General features: G+C 63.7%; 16 protein-coding genes and 1 tRNA gene. All 17 read left to right on the plus strand.

Annotation, left to right across the window (positions count from 1 at the left end; all coding sequences use genetic code 11):
- Nucleotides 1-65: 65 nt before the first annotated feature.
- The 17 genes from pnp to nuoL all read left to right on the plus strand — a co-directional run bounded on the left by pnp (nucleotide 66) and on the right by nuoL (nucleotide 17,086).
- A complete protein-coding gene (gene pnp, locus KHO22_RS13815) occupies nucleotides 66-2,234 on the plus strand; it encodes a polyribonucleotide nucleotidyltransferase (RefSeq protein WP_211947716.1) in 2,169 nt (722 codons plus the stop codon).
- A gap of 164 nt (nucleotides 2,235-2,398) precedes the next feature.
- Nucleotides 2,399-3,403 (plus strand): NAD(P)H-quinone oxidoreductase, encoded by a 1,005-nt coding sequence (locus tag KHO22_RS13820; protein WP_211947717.1) that lies wholly within the window; start codon nucleotides 2,399-2,401, stop codon nucleotides 3,401-3,403.
- Between the two features lie 97 nt (nucleotides 3,404-3,500).
- Nucleotides 3,501-4,238: a triose-phosphate isomerase gene (gene tpiA, locus KHO22_RS13825; protein ID WP_211947907.1), complete on the plus strand. Its 738-nt coding sequence runs from the start codon at nucleotides 3,501-3,503 to the stop codon at nucleotides 4,236-4,238.
- A 52-nt stretch (nucleotides 4,239-4,290) separates the two neighbouring features.
- A complete protein-coding gene (gene secG / locus KHO22_RS13830) occupies nucleotides 4,291-4,656 on the plus strand; it encodes a preprotein translocase subunit SecG (protein ID WP_211947718.1) in 366 nt (121 codons plus the stop codon).
- Nucleotides 4,657-4,842: 186 nt separating this feature from the next.
- Nucleotides 4,843-4,927 (plus strand) — tRNA-Leu (locus KHO22_RS13835).
- Nucleotides 4,928-5,091: 164 nt separating this feature from the next.
- Complete coding sequence (locus KHO22_RS13840) at nucleotides 5,092-5,451, plus strand: NADH-quinone oxidoreductase subunit A (RefSeq protein WP_211947719.1); 360 nt, start codon at nucleotides 5,092-5,094, stop codon at nucleotides 5,449-5,451.
- Nucleotides 5,452-5,457: 6 nt separating this feature from the next.
- Nucleotides 5,458-5,940: a NuoB/complex I 20 kDa subunit family protein gene (locus tag KHO22_RS13845; RefSeq protein WP_011297145.1), complete on the plus strand. Its 483-nt coding sequence runs from the start codon at nucleotides 5,458-5,460 to the stop codon at nucleotides 5,938-5,940.
- Between the two features lies 1 nt (nucleotide 5,941).
- Nucleotides 5,942-6,541, plus strand: a complete 600-nt coding sequence (locus tag KHO22_RS13850) for an NADH-quinone oxidoreductase subunit C (protein WP_211947720.1) — start codon at nucleotides 5,942-5,944, stop codon at nucleotides 6,539-6,541.
- A gap of 9 nt (nucleotides 6,542-6,550) precedes the next feature.
- Nucleotides 6,551-7,804 carry an NADH-quinone oxidoreductase subunit D gene (locus KHO22_RS13855; RefSeq protein WP_211947721.1) on the plus strand — a complete coding sequence of 418 codons (1,254 nt, stop codon included), beginning with the start codon at nucleotides 6,551-6,553 and terminating at the stop codon, nucleotides 7,802-7,804.
- 182 nt (nucleotides 7,805-7,986) lie between these two features.
- On the plus strand, nucleotides 7,987-8,487 hold the full coding sequence (gene nuoE, locus KHO22_RS13860; protein WP_211947722.1) for an NADH-quinone oxidoreductase subunit NuoE: 501 nt from the start codon (nucleotides 7,987-7,989) through the stop codon (nucleotides 8,485-8,487).
- A gap of 1 nt (nucleotide 8,488) precedes the next feature.
- A complete protein-coding gene (nuoF, locus tag KHO22_RS13865; RefSeq protein ID WP_211947723.1) occupies nucleotides 8,489-9,784 on the plus strand; it encodes an NADH-quinone oxidoreductase subunit NuoF in 1,296 nt (431 codons plus the stop codon).
- Nucleotides 9,785-9,796: 12 nt separating this feature from the next.
- Complete coding sequence (nuoG, locus tag KHO22_RS13870; RefSeq protein ID WP_211947724.1) at nucleotides 9,797-12,172, plus strand: NADH-quinone oxidoreductase subunit NuoG; 2,376 nt, start codon at nucleotides 9,797-9,799, stop codon at nucleotides 12,170-12,172.
- A 27-nt stretch (nucleotides 12,173-12,199) separates the two neighbouring features.
- The gene (nuoH, locus tag KHO22_RS13875; RefSeq protein WP_211947725.1) at nucleotides 12,200-13,264 is read left to right on the plus strand and encodes an NADH-quinone oxidoreductase subunit NuoH; all 1,065 of its coding nucleotides are present in this window, start codon (nucleotides 12,200-12,202) and stop codon (nucleotides 13,262-13,264) included.
- Nucleotides 13,265-13,335: 71 nt separating this feature from the next.
- Entirely contained in the window at nucleotides 13,336-13,827 is a 492-nt protein-coding gene (gene nuoI / locus KHO22_RS13880) for an NADH-quinone oxidoreductase subunit NuoI (RefSeq protein WP_011297152.1), read from the plus strand.
- Nucleotides 13,828-13,969: 142 nt separating this feature from the next.
- Complete coding sequence (locus KHO22_RS13885) at nucleotides 13,970-14,614, plus strand: NADH-quinone oxidoreductase subunit J (RefSeq protein WP_211947726.1); 645 nt, start codon at nucleotides 13,970-13,972, stop codon at nucleotides 14,612-14,614.
- Nucleotides 14,615-14,631: 17 nt separating this feature from the next.
- The gene (nuoK, locus tag KHO22_RS13890; RefSeq protein ID WP_011297154.1) at nucleotides 14,632-14,937 is read left to right on the plus strand and encodes an NADH-quinone oxidoreductase subunit NuoK; all 306 of its coding nucleotides are present in this window, start codon (nucleotides 14,632-14,634) and stop codon (nucleotides 14,935-14,937) included.
- A gap of 61 nt (nucleotides 14,938-14,998) precedes the next feature.
- The gene (gene nuoL, locus KHO22_RS13895; RefSeq protein WP_211947727.1) at nucleotides 14,999-17,086 is read left to right on the plus strand and encodes an NADH-quinone oxidoreductase subunit L; all 2,088 of its coding nucleotides are present in this window, start codon (nucleotides 14,999-15,001) and stop codon (nucleotides 17,084-17,086) included.
- The last annotated feature ends 6 nt before the right edge of the window (nucleotides 17,087-17,092 follow it).

Genomic DNA, 17,092 nt, shown 5'->3' on the forward strand with positions numbered 1-17,092 from the left:
GCTGAGAACGCAGGCGGCGCGCGCCGAGCAATGATTCCGGCGTGCACGCAAGACAAGGAATGCAAATGTCCATGTTCAACAAAGTAGTCAAGCAGTTCCAGTGGGGCCAACATACGGTCCGCATGGAAACCGGTGAAATCGCCCGCCAGGCTGGCGGTGCCGTGCTGGTCGACGTGGAAGACACCGTCGTGCTGGCGACCGTTGTCGCCGCCAAGAGCCCGAAGGCCGGCCAGGACTTCTTCCCGCTGACCGTCGACTACATCGAGAAGACCTACGCTGCCGGCAAGATCCCCGGTGGCTTCTTCAAGCGTGAAGGCCGTCCGTCGGAAAACGAGACGCTGACCTCGCGCCTGATCGACCGTCCGCTGCGTCCGCTGTTCCCGGAAGGCTTCTACAACGACGTGCAGGTGGTCGTGCACGTGGTGTCGCTGAACCCGGATGTGCCGGCTGACATCCCCGCGCTGATCGGCGCCTCGGCCGCGCTGGCCGTGTCGGGCATTCCGTTCAGCGGCCCGGTGGGCGCTGCCCGCGTTGGCTACAAGGACGGCCAGTACCTGCTGAACCCGACCCGCCCGCAAATGGCGACTTCGGATCTCGACCTCATCGTCGCCGGTACCGAGCGTGCCGTGCTGATGGTGGAATCGGAAGCCAACCAGCTGTCGGAAGAAGTGATGCTGGGCGCCGTGGTGTATGGCCACGAGCAGATGCAGATCGCGATCAATGCGATCCACGAACTGGTCCGTGAAGGCGGCAAGCCCGAGTGGGACTGGACCGCCGCGCCGAAGAATGAAGCGCTGATCGCCAAGGTTACCGAAGTGGCGCTGCCGCTGCTGCAGGAAGCCTACCAGCTGCGCCAGAAGTCGGCCCGCAGCCAGAAGCTGAAGGAAGTGTCCGCCAACGTGGCGGCCGCGCTGGCCGCCGCCGGCGTGGAAGCCGACAAGGTGGAAGTCGGCAACATCATGTTCGATCTGGAAGCCAAGATCGTCCGCGGCCAGGTGCTGGCCGGCGAGCCGCGTATCGACGGCCGCGACACCCGCACCGTGCGTCCGATCGAGATCCGTTCGTCGGTCCTGCCGCGCGCCCACGGCTCGGCGCTGTTCACCCGCGGCGAGACCCAGGCGCTGGTGGTGGCTACGCTCGGTACCAAGAGCGACGAGCAGATCATCGACGCGCTGGCCGGCGAATACCGCGACCGCTTCATGCTCCACTACAACATGCCTCCGTTCGCCACCGGCGAGACCGGTCGCGTGGGCAGCCCGAAGCGCCGCGAAATCGGCCACGGCCGCCTGGCCAAGCGCGCACTGATCCCGGTGCTGCCGAAGGACGACGAGTTCGCCTATACCATTCGCCTGGTTTCGGAAATCACCGAATCCAACGGTTCGTCGTCGATGGCTTCGGTCTGCGGCGGCTGCCTCGCACTGATGGACGCTGGCGTTCCGGTCAAGGCGCACGTGGCCGGCGTGGCCATGGGCCTGATCCTGGAAGGCAACAAGTTTGCCGTCCTGACCGACATCCTGGGTGACGAAGACCACCTGGGTGACATGGACTTCAAGGTCGCGGGTACCGACAACGGCATCACCGCACTGCAGATGGACATCAAGGTGCAGGGCATTACCAAGGAAATCATGCAGGTTGCCCTGGCGCAGGCCAAGGAAGGCCGCCTGCATATCCTGGGTGCGATGCAGGGTGCCATGGGCCACGCCCGCACCGAACTGTCGGCGCACGCTCCGCGCATGATCACCATGAAGATCCATCCGGACAAGATCCGCGAAGTGATCGGCAAGGGCGGCTCGACCATCCAGGCGCTGACCAAGGAAACCGGCACCACCATCGATATCCAGGAAGACGGCACCATCACCATCGCCTCGACCTCGACCGATGGCATGGCCGAAGCCAAGCGCCGCATCGAAGGCATCACCGCCGAAGCCGAAGTGGGCAAGATCTACAACGGCACGGTGCTGAAGCTGCTGGACTTCGGCGCGATCGTCAACATCCTGCCGGGCAAGGATGGTCTGCTGCATATCTCGGAGATCGTCAACGAGCGTGTCAAGGACATCAAGGACTGGCTGAAGGAAGGTCAGCAACTGCGTGTCAAGCTGATCCAGGCTGACGAGAAGGGCCGTCTGCGCCTGTCGCTGAAGGCCGCGCTGGCGGAAGAGGGCGGCAGCATCAGCCCGCAGAACAACGCCGAGGCCGCACCGGCCCCGGCGGCTCCTTCGGACCAGCAGCAGTAAGCTGGGTCCGGCGCCGCCATCGGGCGGCATGGAGGAAAAACGGCTGGCGATGTCCAGCCGTTTTTTTGTTTACACTGCCGGGCAACCCAATTGAGCGACCGCTCTCACCGACACGCCGCGATGGCCTCAGCGCTTCGCGCGCCAGACCAAGACAAGGAGCAGCAATGCAAGCCATCGAAATTCGCGAATACGGTGCGCCCGAAGTCCTGCAGGAGACGCAGCGCCCCGACCCGGTGCCCGGTGCCGGCGAGATCCTGATCCGCGTCGCCGCCGCCGGCGTCAATCGCCCGGACGTGTTCCAGCGCACCGGCAACTATCCGGTGCCGCCCGGCGCTTCAGACCTGCCGGGCCTGGAGGTGGCAGGCGTGGTGGTCGGCGGAGATCTTGCCCATGCGGATAACCGCTTCGGACTCAAGGTTGGCGACCGCGTCTGCGCGCTCGTGCAGGGCGGCGGCTATGCGCAACTGTGCACGGCACCGGTGGCCCAGTGCCTGCCGGCCCCGAAGGGCCTGAGCGATATCGAAGCCGCGGCGCTGCCGGAGACCTTCTTCACGGTCTGGAGCAATGTGTTCGACCGCGGCTACCTGGGCCAGGGCCCGCGCGGCAAGGACGAGACACTGCTGATCCAGGGGGGCTCCAGCGGCATCGGCACGACCGCGATCCAGATTGCCAAGGCGCTCGGCTACAAGGTGTTCGTCACTGCCGGCACCGACGAGAAATGCAAGGCCTGCGAGGATCTCGGCGCAGACCGCGCCATCAACTACAAGACCCAGGATTTCGTTGCCGAAGTTGCCACGCTGACCGCAGGCAAGGGCGTCGACGTGATCCTCGACATGGTGGCCGGCTCCTATCTCGGCCGCGAGCTGAAGTGCATTGCCGATGACGGTCGCATTGTCATCATCGCCCTGCTCGGTGGCGCCAAGGCGGAAATCCCGCTTGGCGACATCCTGCGCCGCCGCATCACGGTCACGGGCTCCACGCTGCGTCCGCGGTCCGCGGCATTCAAGGGGCAGATCGCCCAGGCCTTGCATCAGCAAGTGTGGCCGCTGCTCGAGGCGGGCAAGATCAAGCCGGTGATCCACAAGGTCTTTCCGGCGGCCCAGGCGGCCGAAGCCCACCGCCTGATGGAGTCCAGCGAGCACATCGGCAAGATCGTCCTGACCTGGTAATTGCCTTGAAGCGTTGCCGCGCGGGGCTGGCCGCGCGCGGTAGCGCCCGTCCCCTGCCGCAAGCTACAATAGCGGGTTTGATTTGGGAGGGGACCCCGTGAGACAAAAGCTCGTCATCGGCAACTGGAAGATGCACGGCAGCCTGGCCGCCAACGCCGCGCTGCTCGAGGGAATCAAGGCTGCACCGGCGCGCGCGCGGCTGGCAGTCTGCGCACCTTTCCCCTATCTTGCACAATGCCAGGCGCTGCTGAATGGCTCGCAGGTGGTCTGGGGCGCACAGGATGTGTCCGCCGAGGCGCGCGGTGCCTTCACCGGCGAAGTGGCGGCGTCCATGCTGGGCGAGTTTGGCTGCACCTACGCGCTGGTGGGCCACTCGGAGCGTCGCACTTACCATGCGGAAACCGACGCGGTGGTTGCCGCCAAGGCCCTGCGTGCTCTGGAATTCGGCATCCTGCCGGTGATCTGCGTTGGCGAGACGCTTTCTGAGCGCGAAGCCGGCCAAACCGAGGTCGTCGTGGGTCGTCAGTTGCAGGCGGTCCTCGATGCGCTGTCGGCCGAACAGCTGGGTCGCGTGGTGCTGGCCTACGAGCCGGTCTGGGCGATCGGCACGGGCAAGACTGCGACCAGTGAGCAGGCGCAGGCCGTGCACGCCTTCCTGCGTGGCAAGGTTCGCGAGCGCGACGCCGGCGTGGCCGAGCGCATGGCCATTCTGTACGGCGGCAGTGTTAAGCCGGACAATGCGGTCGAACTGTTTTCCATGTCCGATATCGACGGGGGGCTGATTGGTGGAGCCTCGTTGAAATCGGAAGATTTTCTCGCGATCGGCAACGCCTGAATGCCTGTCGCGCCGGACATCCGATCAGGCAAGTAACGCAAACTTTATCCAAATGGCAATTTTCAAGACATTGTTGGTACTGGTGCAGGTGTTGTCGGCGCTGGGCGTCATCGGCCTGGTGCTGATTCAGCACGGCAAGGGTGCCGATGTGGGTGCGGCGTTCGGGTCAGGTGCTTCGGGCAGCCTGTTCGGCGCGACGGGTTCCGCAAACTTCCTGTCGCGTACGACTGCGGTGCTGGCGACGCTGTTCTTCATCTGTACGCTGAGCTTGACGCTGATGGGCAACTACAAGCCTGCCGCGTCGCTGGGCGTGATGGGCTCGGCCCCGGCTTCCGCGCCGGCTGCGGCTGGTGCTTCGGCGCCTGCAGCAGCGGCTGCGGATGCCTCGGCTCCGGCTGCACCTGCTGTTCCGAAATAATCGAGCGGCCTTGTATTCGATTCCTGATTTTTTTTGCAGTTGTGCGTTGAACAATGCAGCAAAGCGGGTTAGAATCCAAGGCTTGAAACGATTCCCCAGCGATGGGGCTTAAGCAAAGGCAAAAGCCTCTGCAAAAGCTCTGAAGGGCCTGAAAACCCGGCGCCAGGCAATATTGTTTCTCCCCCAGCCGACGTGGTGAAATTGGTAGACACGCTATCTTGAGGGGGTAGTGGCGAAAGCTGTGCGAGTTCGAGTCTCGCCGTCGGCACCAAAAAACTTGATCGAAGTCCGCTGCCGGGCAATGCTCCTGGCAAGGGGACTTCGGCAATCCGCAAGGCGGCGCGCCGGAGGTTTCGGCATAGCGCCTGGGGTGGGCAACAGGACGCCGCTTCAGCTGGTGCTGTTGACAACATTCCAGATAAGGCTGGCCGTACCTTGACACTCGAAGCCTACTTCCCCGTTCTCATCTTCATCATCTTCGGCGTTGTGCTCGGCATAGCGTTGATGTCGATTGGTCGGATTCTCGGCCCGAACAAACCAGATCCCGCGAAGCTGTCGCCGTACGAGTGCGGCTTCGAAGCGTTCGAGGACGCGCGCATGAAGTTCGACGTGCGCTACTACCTCATCGCCATCCTTTTTATCCTGTTCGATCTCGAAACCGCCTTCCTTTTCCCGTGGGGCGTCGCCCTGAGGGATATCGGCTGGGCGGGATTCATCGCCATGGGCGTGTTTCTGCTGGAATTCATCGTGGGCTTCGTCTACATCTGGAAAAAGGGCGCGCTCGATTGGGAGTGATGTGAAATGGCAATCGAAGGCGTTCTCAACGAAGGCTTTGTCACGACTACCGCTGACAAGCTGATCAACTGGACCCGCACCGGGTCGCTGTGGCCGATGACCTTCGGCCTGGCCTGCTGTGCCGTGGAAATGATGCATGCCGGCGCCGCGCGCTACGACCTGGACCGCTTCGGCGTGGTGTTCCGCCCGTCGCCGCGCCAGTCGGACGTGATGATCGTGGCCGGCACGCTGTGCAACAAGATGGCGCCCGCGCTGCGCAAGGTCTACGACCAGATGGCCGAGCCGCGCTGGGTGATCTCGATGGGCTCTTGCGCCAATGGCGGCGGCTACTACCACTATTCGTATTCGGTGGTGCGCGGCTGCGACCGCATCGTGCCGGTGGACATCTACGTGCCGGGCTGCCCGCCCACGGCCGAAGCGCTGATCTACGGCGTGATCCAGCTGCAGAACAAGATCAAGCGTACCAACACCATCGCGCGCAAGGGCTGACATGGCGAAGCTTGAGACCCTGAAGGCCGCGCTCGAGAAAGCTCTCGGCAAGCGCGTGCAGAAACTGATCGAGGCGACCGGCGAACTGACGCTGATCGTCAAGGCTGACGACTACCTGGAAACGGCCCGCATCCTGCGCGACGATCCCACGCTGCGTTTCGAGCAGCTGATCGACCTGTGCGGCGTGGACTATTCCGAGTACGGTAATGGCGCCTGGGACGGCCTGCGTTTCGCCGCGGTATCGCACCTGCTGTCCGTGACCCACAACTGGCGCGTGCGTGTGCGCGTGTTTGCTCCGGATGATGATTTCCCGGTCGTGCCGTCGGTGATCGACGTGTGGAATTCGGTCAACTGGTTCGAGCGTGAAGCCTTCGATTTCTACGGCATCGTGTTCGAAGGCCACCCGGACCTGCGCCGCATCCTGACCGACTACGGCTTTGTCGGCCATCCGTTCCGCAAGGATTTCCCGACCTCGGGTTACGTGGAAATGCGTTATGACCCGGAGCAGAAGCGGGTCATCTACCAGCCGGTCACGATCGAGCCCCGCGAAATCACGCCGCGCGTGATCCGCGAGGAAAACTACGGCGGCACGCAGCACTGATAACGCGCCATGGCAGATATCAAGAATTACACCCTGAACTTCGGCCCGCAGCACCCGGCCGCACACGGCGTGCTGCGCCTGGTGCTGGAGCTGGACGGCGAAGTGATCCAGCGCGCTGACCCGCACATTGGCCTGCTGCATCGTGCCACCGAAAAGCTGGCCGAGCAGAAGAGCTGGATCCAGAACGTTCCCTACATGGACCGTCTCGACTATGTGTCGATGATGTCCAACGAACACGCCTACGTGATGGCAATCGAGCGGCTGCTCGGCATTGATGTGCCGATCCGCGCGCAGTACATCCGCGTGATGTTCGACGAAATCACCCGCCTGCTGAACCACCTGATGTGGATCGGCGCGCATGCGCTCGACGTGGGCGCCATGGCGGTGTTCCTCTACGCTTTCCGCGAGCGCGAGGACATGTTCGACATGTACGAGGCGGTGTCGGGCGCGCGCATGCACGCGGCCTACTACCGTCCGGGCGGCGTCTATCGCGACCTGCCTGACACAATGCCGCAATATCGGGCATCCAAGGTTCACAACGAGCGTGCCATCAAGGTCATGAACGAAGCGCGTTCGGGCTCGCTGCTGGACTTCATCGAGGACTTCACCAACCGGTTCCCGAAGTACGTCGACGAGTACGAGACCCTGCTGACCGACAACCGGATCTGGAAACAGCGCCTGGTGGATATCGGCGTGGTGAGCCCGGAGCGTGCGCTGCAGATGGGCTTCACCGGCCCGATGCTGCGTGGTTCGGGCATTGCCTGGGACCTGCGCAAGAAGCAGCCGTACGAGGTGTACGACAAGCTGGACTTCGATGTGCCGGTGGGCGTGGGCGGCGACTGCTACGCGCGTTACCTCGTGCGTATCGAGGAAATGCGCCAGTCCAACCACCTCATCAAGCAGTGCATCGAATGGCTGCGCCGCAATCCGGGCCCCGTGATCACGGACAACCACAAGGTTGCGCCGCCGTCGCGGGTGGACATGAAATCGAACATGGAAGAGCTGATCCACCACTTCAAGCTGTTCACCGAAGGCATTCACGTGCCCGAAGGCGAGGCTTATGCAGCGGTTGAGCATCCGAAGGGTGAATTCGGCATCTATGCGATCTCGGACGGCGCGAACAAGCCTTATCGCCTGAAGATTCGCGCGCCCGGCTATGCGCACCTGGCCGCCCTGGACGAGATGGCCAAGGGACACATGATTGCTGACGCGGTGACGATCATCGGTACGCAGGACATCGTCTTCGGCGAAATCGACCGCTAATCACGGACCGCCGGCCCGGACGACGATCCGGGCGCTTTCCTGCCGCGATGGCAGGGAGCGGCGGGGAAACCCGCGGCGGAACGGCAGGGCCTCAGGCCCGCCGGCGGAACAGGCAGCGACGGCTGCAAAACCTGCGGAGGCAAGCCCCGGTACGCTGCCTCCGCCGTTTTACTGCAATGACCATGCTATCAGCAGAAGCTCTCAAGGAAATCGATCGCGCGATCGCGAAGTATCCGGCCGACCAGAAGCAGTCGGCCGTGATGGCGGCGCTTGCCGTGGCGCAGGGCGAGGTGGGTTGGGTTTCCCCCGAAGTCATGCAGTTCGTCGCCAGCTACCTCGACATGCCGCCCGTGTGGGTGGAAGAGGTGGCGACCTTCTACAACATGTACGACACCAAGCCGGTGGGCAAGTACAAGCTCGCCGTCTGCACCAACCTGCCGTGCGCCCTGTCGGGCGGCGAGCGGGCCGGCGAGTACCTCAAGCGCAAACTCGGCATCGACTACAACGAGACCACTGCCGACGGCTGCTTCACCCTGAAAGAGGGTGAGTGCATGGGCGCCTGCGGCGACGCGCCGGTAATGATCGTCAACAATACCCGCATGTGCAGCTTCATGAGCGACGACAAGCTCGACGCGCTGGTCGAAGAGCTGAAGGCCGACGCTGCCGCCAAGGGGGCAAAGTAACATGACCTCTCTGCACGACCGCCACATCCAGCCGCTGATCCTGGCCGGCCTGGACGGCAAGAACTGGCACCTGGAAGACTACGTCAAGCGTGGTGGCTACCAGCAGCTCAAGCGCATCCTGACCGAGAAGATCCCGCCCGAGCAGGTGATCGCCGACGTCAAGGCCTCGGGCCTGCGCGGCCGCGGAGGCGCTGGCTTCCCGACCGGCCTGAAGTGGAGCTTCATGCCGCGTACGTTCCCCGGCCAGAAGTACCTCGTCTGCAATACCGATGAGGGCGAGCCCGGTACGTTCAAGGACCGCGACATCATCCGGTTCAACCCGCACTCGCTGATCGAGGGCATGGCCATCGGCGCGTACGCGATGGGCATCACCGTGGGCTACAACTACATCCACGGCGAGATCTGGAACGAATACAAGATCTTCGAGGAAGCCCTCGAAGAAGCGCGCGCCGCCGGCTTTCTCGGCGACAACATCCTGGGTTCGGGTTTCAGCTTCCAGCTGCATGCCCACCACGGATACGGCGCCTATATCTGCGGCGAGGAAACCGCGCTGCTCGAATCGCTGGAAGGCAAGAAAGGCCAGCCGCGTTTCAAGCCGCCGTTCCCGGCGAGCTTCGGCCTGTACGGCAAGCCGACCACCATCAACAACACCGAGACGTTTGCCGCGGTGCCGTTCCTGCTGGCCATGGGCCCGGAGAACTACCTGAAGCTCGGCAAGCCGAACAACGGCGGCACCAAGATCTTCTCGATCTCCGGCGACGTCGAGCGTCCGGGCAACTACGAGATCCCGCTGGGCACGCCGTTCGCCAAGCTGCTGGAACTGGCCGGCGGCATGCGTGGTGGCAAGCGCATCAAGGCGGTGATCCCGGGCGGCTCGTCCGCACCGGTGGTGCCGGGCGAGATGATGATGGCGTCCGACATGGACTACGACTCGATCGCCAAGGCCGGCTCGATGCTGGGCTCGGGCGCCGTGATCGTCATGGACGAGACGCGCTGCATGGTGCGCTCGCTGCTGCGCCTGTCGTATTTCTATTTTGAAGAGTCGTGCGGCCAGTGCACGCCGTGCCGAGAAGGCACCGGCTGGCTCTACCGCATGGTCAATCGCATCGAACACGGAGAAGGGCGCCAGGAAGACCTGGACCTGCTCAACAACGTCGCGGAAAACATCATGGGCCGCACCATCTGCGCGCTCGGCGATGCCGCGGCGATGCCGGTCCGCGGCATGCTCAAGCACTACTGGAAAGAGTTCGAATATCACGTCGAACACAAGCAGTGCATGGTTCCGGCCTACATCTAAGCGTGGCAGAACATGGTTGAACTCGAGATCGACGGCAAGAAGGTAGAGGTTGCAGAAGGCAGCCTCGTGATGGAAGCCGCCCGCAAGCTGGGCACCTACATCCCGCACTTCTGCTACCACCGCAAACTGTCCATCGCGGCGAACTGCCGCATGTGCCTGGTTGAAGTTGAAAAGGCGCCCAAGGCGCTGCCCGCCTGCGCCACCCCCGTGACGCCTGGCATGAAGGTCTTCACCAATTCGGAGAAGGCAGTCAAGGCACAGAAGTCCGTGATGGAATTCCTGCTGATCAACCACCCGCTCGACTGCCCGATCTGCGATCAGGGCGGCGAATGCCAGCTGCAGGATCTGGCCGTGGGCTACGGTGCATCGGAGTCGCGCTACAAGGAAGAGAAGCGCGTGGTGTTCCACAAGAACGTGGGCCCGCTGATCTCCATGGAGGAGATGACCCGCTGCATCCACTGCACCCGCTGCGTGCGCTTCGGCCAGGAAGTGGCCGGCGTGATGGAGCTGGGCATGCTGAACCGCGGCGAGCACTCGGAAATCACGACGTTCGTCGGCCAGACCGTGGATTCGGAACTGTCCGGCAACATGATCGACCTGTGCCCGGTCGGCGCGCTGACCAGCAAGCCGTTCCGCTACTCGGCCCGTACCTGGGAACTGGCTCGCCGCAAGTCGGTGTCGCCGCACGACGGCCTCGGTGCCAACCTCGTGGTCCAGAGCAAGAACCAGCGCGTCATGCGCGTGCTGCCGCTGGAGAACGAGGACGTCAACGAGTGCTGGATCTCGGACAAGGACCGCTTCTCGTATGAAGGCCTGAACAGCGCCGACCGCCTGACCCGCCCGCTGCTGAAGCAGGGTGGCCAGTGGATCGAAACCGACTGGCAGACCGCGCTCGAATACGTGGCCAACGGCCTGGCGAGCATCAAGCGCGACCATGGCGCCGACCAGATCGCCGCGCTGGCGAGCCCGCACAGCACGCTCGAAGAGCTGTACCTGCTGGGCAAGCTGATGCGTGGCCTGGGCAGCGACAACATCGACTTCCGCCTGCGCCAATCCGATTTCTCGGCAGCCCTGAAGGGTGCGCCGTGGCTCGGCATGCCGGTGGCTGATGTATCCACGCTGCAACGCGTGCTGGTGATCGGCTCGTCGCTGCGCAAGGACCACCCGCTGCTGGCTTCGCGCCTGCGCCAGGCTGGCAAGAAGGGAGCCCGCGTAGCGGTGCTCGGCGCCGGCGGTGAAGACCTGCTGATGCCGCTGGCCGCCCGCATCGACGTTGCGCCGTCGGGCTGGACTGCAGCGCTGGCCGGTGTTGCCAGCGCCGTGGCAAAGGCCAAGGGCGTTGCCGCGCCTGCCGGCACCGAAGGCTTTGATGGTGGCGAGGCTGCCCGCAAGGCCGCGGAAGCGCTGCTGTCGGGCGAGCGCCGTGCCGTGTTCCTCGGCAACGAGGCCGTGCGTCACCCGCAATTCGCCGCGCTGCACGCGCTGGCACAGTGGATCGCGACGGAAACCGGCGCCACGCTGGGCTTCCTGACCGAGGCCGCGAACACGGTCGGCGGTCATATCGCCGGCGCGCTGCCGGCGCAGGGCGGTGCCAATGCCCAGGCGATGCTGGAGTCGCCGCGCAAGGCTTACGTGCTGCTCAATACCGAACCCGAGTTCGACGCCGCCGATCCGCGCAAGGCCCTAGCCGCGCTGGGCCAGGCTGGCACCGTGGTGGTACTGTCGCCGTTCCGCTCGGAAGCGGCCATGCAGTATGCCGACGTGATCCTGCCGGTCACGCCGTTCACGGAAACCGCGGGCACCTTCGTCAATTGCGAAGGTCTGGCGCAGAGCTTCAACGGTGTCGTGCGCGCGCTCGGCGAGTCGCGTCCGGGCTGGAAGGTCCTGCGCGTGCTGGGCAACCTGCTGGACGTCGCCGGTTTCGATTACGACAGCGCGGAAGCCGTTCGTGCCGAAGTCCTGGCCGCGCCGGTTGCGCCGCAACTAAGCAATGCCACCGACGCGCCGATCCGCGTGACCGCGGCCGCTGCCAATGGCATCGAGCGGATTGCCGACGTGCCGATCTACCACGCCGACCCGATCGTGCGCCGCGCCGAATCGCTGCAGCTGACCGCCGCGGCCCGCCGCGCGCAGCAGGTGGCGCTGTCGGCCGACCTGTTCGCCGGCCTGGGTATCCAGTCGGGCGATCCGGTCCGCGTGACGCAGGGCGAGGGTAGCGTGGTGCTGCCGGGGGTGCTGGAAAACACGCTGCCGGCCAACACCGTGCGTGTCCCGGCCGCGACGCCGGCCGCAGTGAGCCTTGGTGCCATGTTCGGCACGGTCAAGGTCGAGAAGGCTGTGGACCTGTCGGCGGGCCAGAAGGCTGCAGCAGCAGCCGGGACGGCCTGAGCCATACAAGAATAGCGAGAACGCAACATGATCGACTGGATTACCTCGCAAGGCCACGCCATCTTCGGCGGCGCTTGGACGCCGCTGTGGATCCTCATCCGGGCCGTGCTTATCGTGGTGCCGCTGCTGCTGTGCGTGGCCTACCTGATTCTGTGGGAGCGCAAGCTGATCGGCTGGATGCACGTGCGTCTGGGCCCGAACCGCGTGGGTCCGCTGGGCCTGCTGCAGCCGATTGCCGACGTGCTGAAGCTGCTGCTCAAGGAAGTCATGACGCCGACGCAAGTCAGCAAGGGCATGTACCTGGTTGCCCCGCTGATGGTGCTGATGCCGGCCGTGGCGGTCTGGGCCGTGATTCCGTTCCAGGCCGAAGTCGTGATGGCCAACGTCAACGCCGGTCTGCTGTACGTGATGGCGATCAGCTCGGTCGGCGTGTACGGCGTGATCCTGGCCGGCTGGTCCTCGAACTCCAAGTACGCGTTCCTGGGTGGCATGCGCGCCGCGGCGCAGATGGTGTCGTACGAAATCGCCATGGGCTTTGCCCTGGTGACGGTGCTGATGGTGTCGGGCAGCCTGAACCTGTCGGCCATCGTCAACAGCCAGAACGCGGGTTATTTCGCCGACATGGGCATCAACGTCCTGTCGTGGAACTGGATTCCGCTGCTGCCGATGTTCGGCGTGTACTTCATCTCGGGCGTGGCGGAAACCAACCGTCACCCGTTCGACGTGGTGGAAGGCGAATCGGAAATCGTGGCGGGTCACATGATCGAATACTCGGGCATGGGCTTCGCGCTGTTCTTCCTGGCCGAGTACATCAACATGATCATCATCTCGACGATGACCGCGCTGATGTTCCTGGGTGGCTGGGCGCCTCCGTTCTCGAGCTTCCTGACCAACGCGATCCCCGGCTTCTTCTGGCTGCTGATCAAGGTATTCCTGCTGCTGTCGGTCTTTATCTGGATTCGTGCCTCGTTCCCGCGCTACCGCTATGACCAGATCATGCGCCTGGGCTGGAAGGTGTTCATTCCCCTGACCGTGGGTTGGCTGATCATCGTGGCGATCTGGATCAAGTCGCCTTGGAATATCTGGCACTGAACCGCCAGGCGAGGACGCGCGCACTGCACCGTTGCGGCGCGCGCCTCGGGAAACACTAGGAAGCAATCGTCATGCTGCTCGCCATCAAGGACTTCTTCAACAGCCTGCTCCTGAAGGAACTCTTCAAGGGCATGGCGCTGACCGGCCGCTATCTCTTCGCGCGCAAGGTCACCGTCCAGTTCCCGGAAGAGAAAACGCCGATCTCGCCGCGTTTCCGTGGCCTGCACGCGCTGCGCCGCTACCCGAACGGGGAAGAGCGCTGCATCGCGTGCAAGCTGTGCGAGGCGGTATGCCCGGCACTGGCGATCACGATCGAGTCCGACGTGCGTGCCGACGGCACCCGCCGTACCACGCGCTACGACATCGACCTGACCAAGTGCATTTTCTGCGGCTTCTGCGAAGAGGCCTGCCCGGTCGACGCGGTCGTCGAAACGCCGATCCTGGAGTACCACGGCGAGAAGCGCGGCGATCTGTACTTCACCAAGGACATGCTGCTGGCGGTGGGCGACCGCTACGAGCCACAGATTGCCGCAGCCAAGGCTGCGGACGCCAAGTACCGCTGAGATCGGCTGGCGCCGGCGTCGCCGGTGCCGCCCAGTGAATTTGAATCGGGCTCCGCAAGGGGCCAATGGAAGGATGCCGCAAGCGCGGGCCACCCACAGGGGTAGTCTGTGCCGAAGGCCAAGAGAGGATCCGACACGGACCATGGAACTCACGACCACCATCTTCTACGTCTTTGCGCTGGTGCTGGTGCTCTCCGCACTGAAGGTCATCACCGCGAAGAACCCGGTGCACTCCGCACTGTTCCTCGTGCTGTCGTTCTTCACGGCTGCGGCGATCTGGCTGCTGCTCAAGGCGGAATTCCTCGCCGTCCTGCTGGTGCTGGTGTATGTCGGCGCCGTGATGGTGCTTTTCCTGTTCGTGGTGATGATGATCGATATCGACATCGAACACCTGCGCCGGGACTTCTGGACCTATGTGCCGCTCGCGTCGGTCGTCGGTGCGCTGATCATTGCTGAAATGGCCATCGTGCTGGTGCGCAATTTCATCGGCACGGTCGCCCCGGTGGTGGCTGCCGGTTCGCAGGAGCCGGGCTACTCGAACACGGCCGCGCTGGGCAAGCTCATCTACACCGACTATATCTATGCCTTCGAAGTGGCCGGCATCATCCTGCTGGTGGCCATCATCGCGGCGGTTGCGCTGACCATGCGCCGCCGCAAGGACGTGAAGGCGCAGGATATCTCGTCGCAGCTGCGGACCCGCCGCGCTGACCGCGTGCGCCTGGTGTCCATGCCGGCGGAAAGCCAGTCCGCCCAGGCCGATGCCGCGGCGACCGCCAACAAGAACTAAAGCCACGGAGAAACGCTGTGCTCTCTCTCGCCCATTTCCTCGTGCTCGGTGCGATCCTGTTCGCGATCAGCATCGTTGGTATTTTCCTGAACCGCAAGAACGTGATCGTGCTGCTGATGGCGATCGAGCTCATGCTGCTTGCGGTGAACATGAACTTCGTCGCCTTCTCGCACTACATGGGCGACCTGGCCGGTCAGGTTTTCGTTTTCTTCATCCTCACGGTGGCCGCTGCCGAGTCGGCAATCGGTCTGGCAATCCTGGTTGTGCTGTTCCGCAATCTGGACACGATCAACGTGGACGACATGGATACCCTGAAGTACTGATCCATGACGCACTACGCAATGAAACAAGACCGCTCACCGCTCGCACACCAATAAGCGTCCTATGGCAACCACGCTCAACCCCAACCTGCTGCTTGCGATTCCGCTGGCGCCGCTAGTCGGCTCAGCGATCGCCGGCCTGTTCGGCACCAAGTTCTTTGGTCTGTTTTCCTCGGAGTCGCGCGGCGGCCGCATGGTGGCCCACACCGCGACGATCCTCGGCGTGGCCATTGCCTGCGTGCTGTCGGTGATGGTGCTGCTCGACGTGATGAACGGCGCCAGCTTCAACGGCACTGTCTACGAGTGGATGGCCATCGGCGACCTGAAGATGGAGGTCGGCTTCCTGGTCGATTCCCTGACGGCCATGATGATGGTGGTGGTGACCTTCGTGTCGCTGATGGTGCATATCTACACCGTCGGCTACATGGACGGAGACCCCGGCTACAACCGATTCTTCTCGTACATCGCGCTCTTCACCTTCTCGATGCTGATGCTGGTGATGAGCAACAACTTCCTGCAGCTGTTCTTCGGCTGGGAAGCGGTGGGCCTGGTGTCGTACCTGCTGATCGGTTTCTGGTACACCCGCCCGACGGCAATCTTCGCGAACCTGAAGGCGTTCCTGGTGAACCGAGTCGGTGACTTCGGCTTCATCCTGGGCATCGGCCTGCTGCTGGCCTACAGCGGCAGCATGAGCTACTCGGACGTGTTCGCCGCCCGCGAGAAGCTTGCCACGGTGATCTTCCCGGGCACCGACTGGATGATGCTGACGGTAGCCTGCATCTGCCTGTTCATCGGCGCGATGGGCAAGTCGGCGCAGTTCCCGCTGCACGTCTGGCTGCCTGACTCGATGGAAGGCCCGACCCCGATTTCCGCGCTGATCCACGCCGCAACCATGGTGACTGCCGGCATCTTCATGGTGGCCCGCATGTCGCCGCTGTTCGAGCTGTCGGACACCGCGCTGTCCTTCGTGCTGGTGATCGGCGCCATTACCGCCCTGTTCATGGGCTTCCTGGGCATCATCCAGAACGACATCAAGCGCGTGGTCGCATACTCGACGCTGTCGCAGCTCGGCTACATGACCGTCGCGCTGGGCGCTTCGGCGTACTCGGTCGCCGTGTTCCACCTGATGACCCACGCCTTCTTCAAGGCGCTGCTGTTCCTCGGCGCGGGTTCGGTCATCATCGGCATGCACCACGACCAGGACATCCGCAACATGGGCGGCCTGCGCAAGTACATGCCGATCACCTGGATCACCTCGCTGATGGGTTCGCTGGCGCTGATCGGCACGCCGTTCTTCTCGGGCTTCTACTCGAAGGATTCGATCATCGAAGCGGTGGCCGAATCGCACCTGGCGGGTTCGGGCTTTGCCTACTTCGCGGTGCTGGCCGGCGTGTTCGTGACTGCGTTCTACTCGTTCCGCATGTACTTCCTGGTCTTCCATGGCAAGGAGCGCTGGGGCCAGAACCATGCTCACCACGGCCACGAAGGCGACCACGAACAAGAAGAGGTCTCGCATGACCACCACCATGGCCTGGCCGCCGGCGAAAAGCCGCACGAGTCGCCGTGGGTGGTGACGCTGCCGCTGGTGCTGCTGGCGATTCCGTCGGTCATCATCGGTGCGATCGCCATCGAGCCGATGCTGTTCGGCGACTTCTTCAAGCACGGCGTGGCATTCAAGGACGTGATCTTCGTCGGCGAGAACCACCATGCCATGAAGGAACTCGAAGAAGCCTTCAACGGCTGGGTGCCGATGGCGATCCATTCGCTGACCACCCCGGTCCTGTGGCTGGCCATTGCCGGTGTCGTGCTGTCATGGTTCTTCTACATGAAGCGTCCGGACATTCCCGAGGCGATCAAGAACCGCTTCTCGGGCCTGTACAAGCTGCTCGACAACAAGTACTACATGGACGCTTTCAACCAGGCTGTGTTCGCACGCGGTGCGCGCCTGCTGGGTACCGGCCTGTGGAAGGGCGGCGACCAGAGCCTGATCGACGGCCTGTTCGTCAATGGTTCGGCGCGCGTGGTGGCTTCGTTCGCCGCGGCCAGCCGCTACCTGCAATCGGGCTATATCTACCACTACGCATTCGCGATGATCGTGGGCATGCTGGCGCTGCTGACGCTCACGATCACGGGCGTGATCGGCACCAAGTGATAGGCA

The organism is Cupriavidus yeoncheonensis, from assembly GCF_905397275.1.
Classification (GTDB): Bacteria; Pseudomonadota; Gammaproteobacteria; order Burkholderiales; family Burkholderiaceae; genus Cupriavidus; species Cupriavidus yeoncheonensis.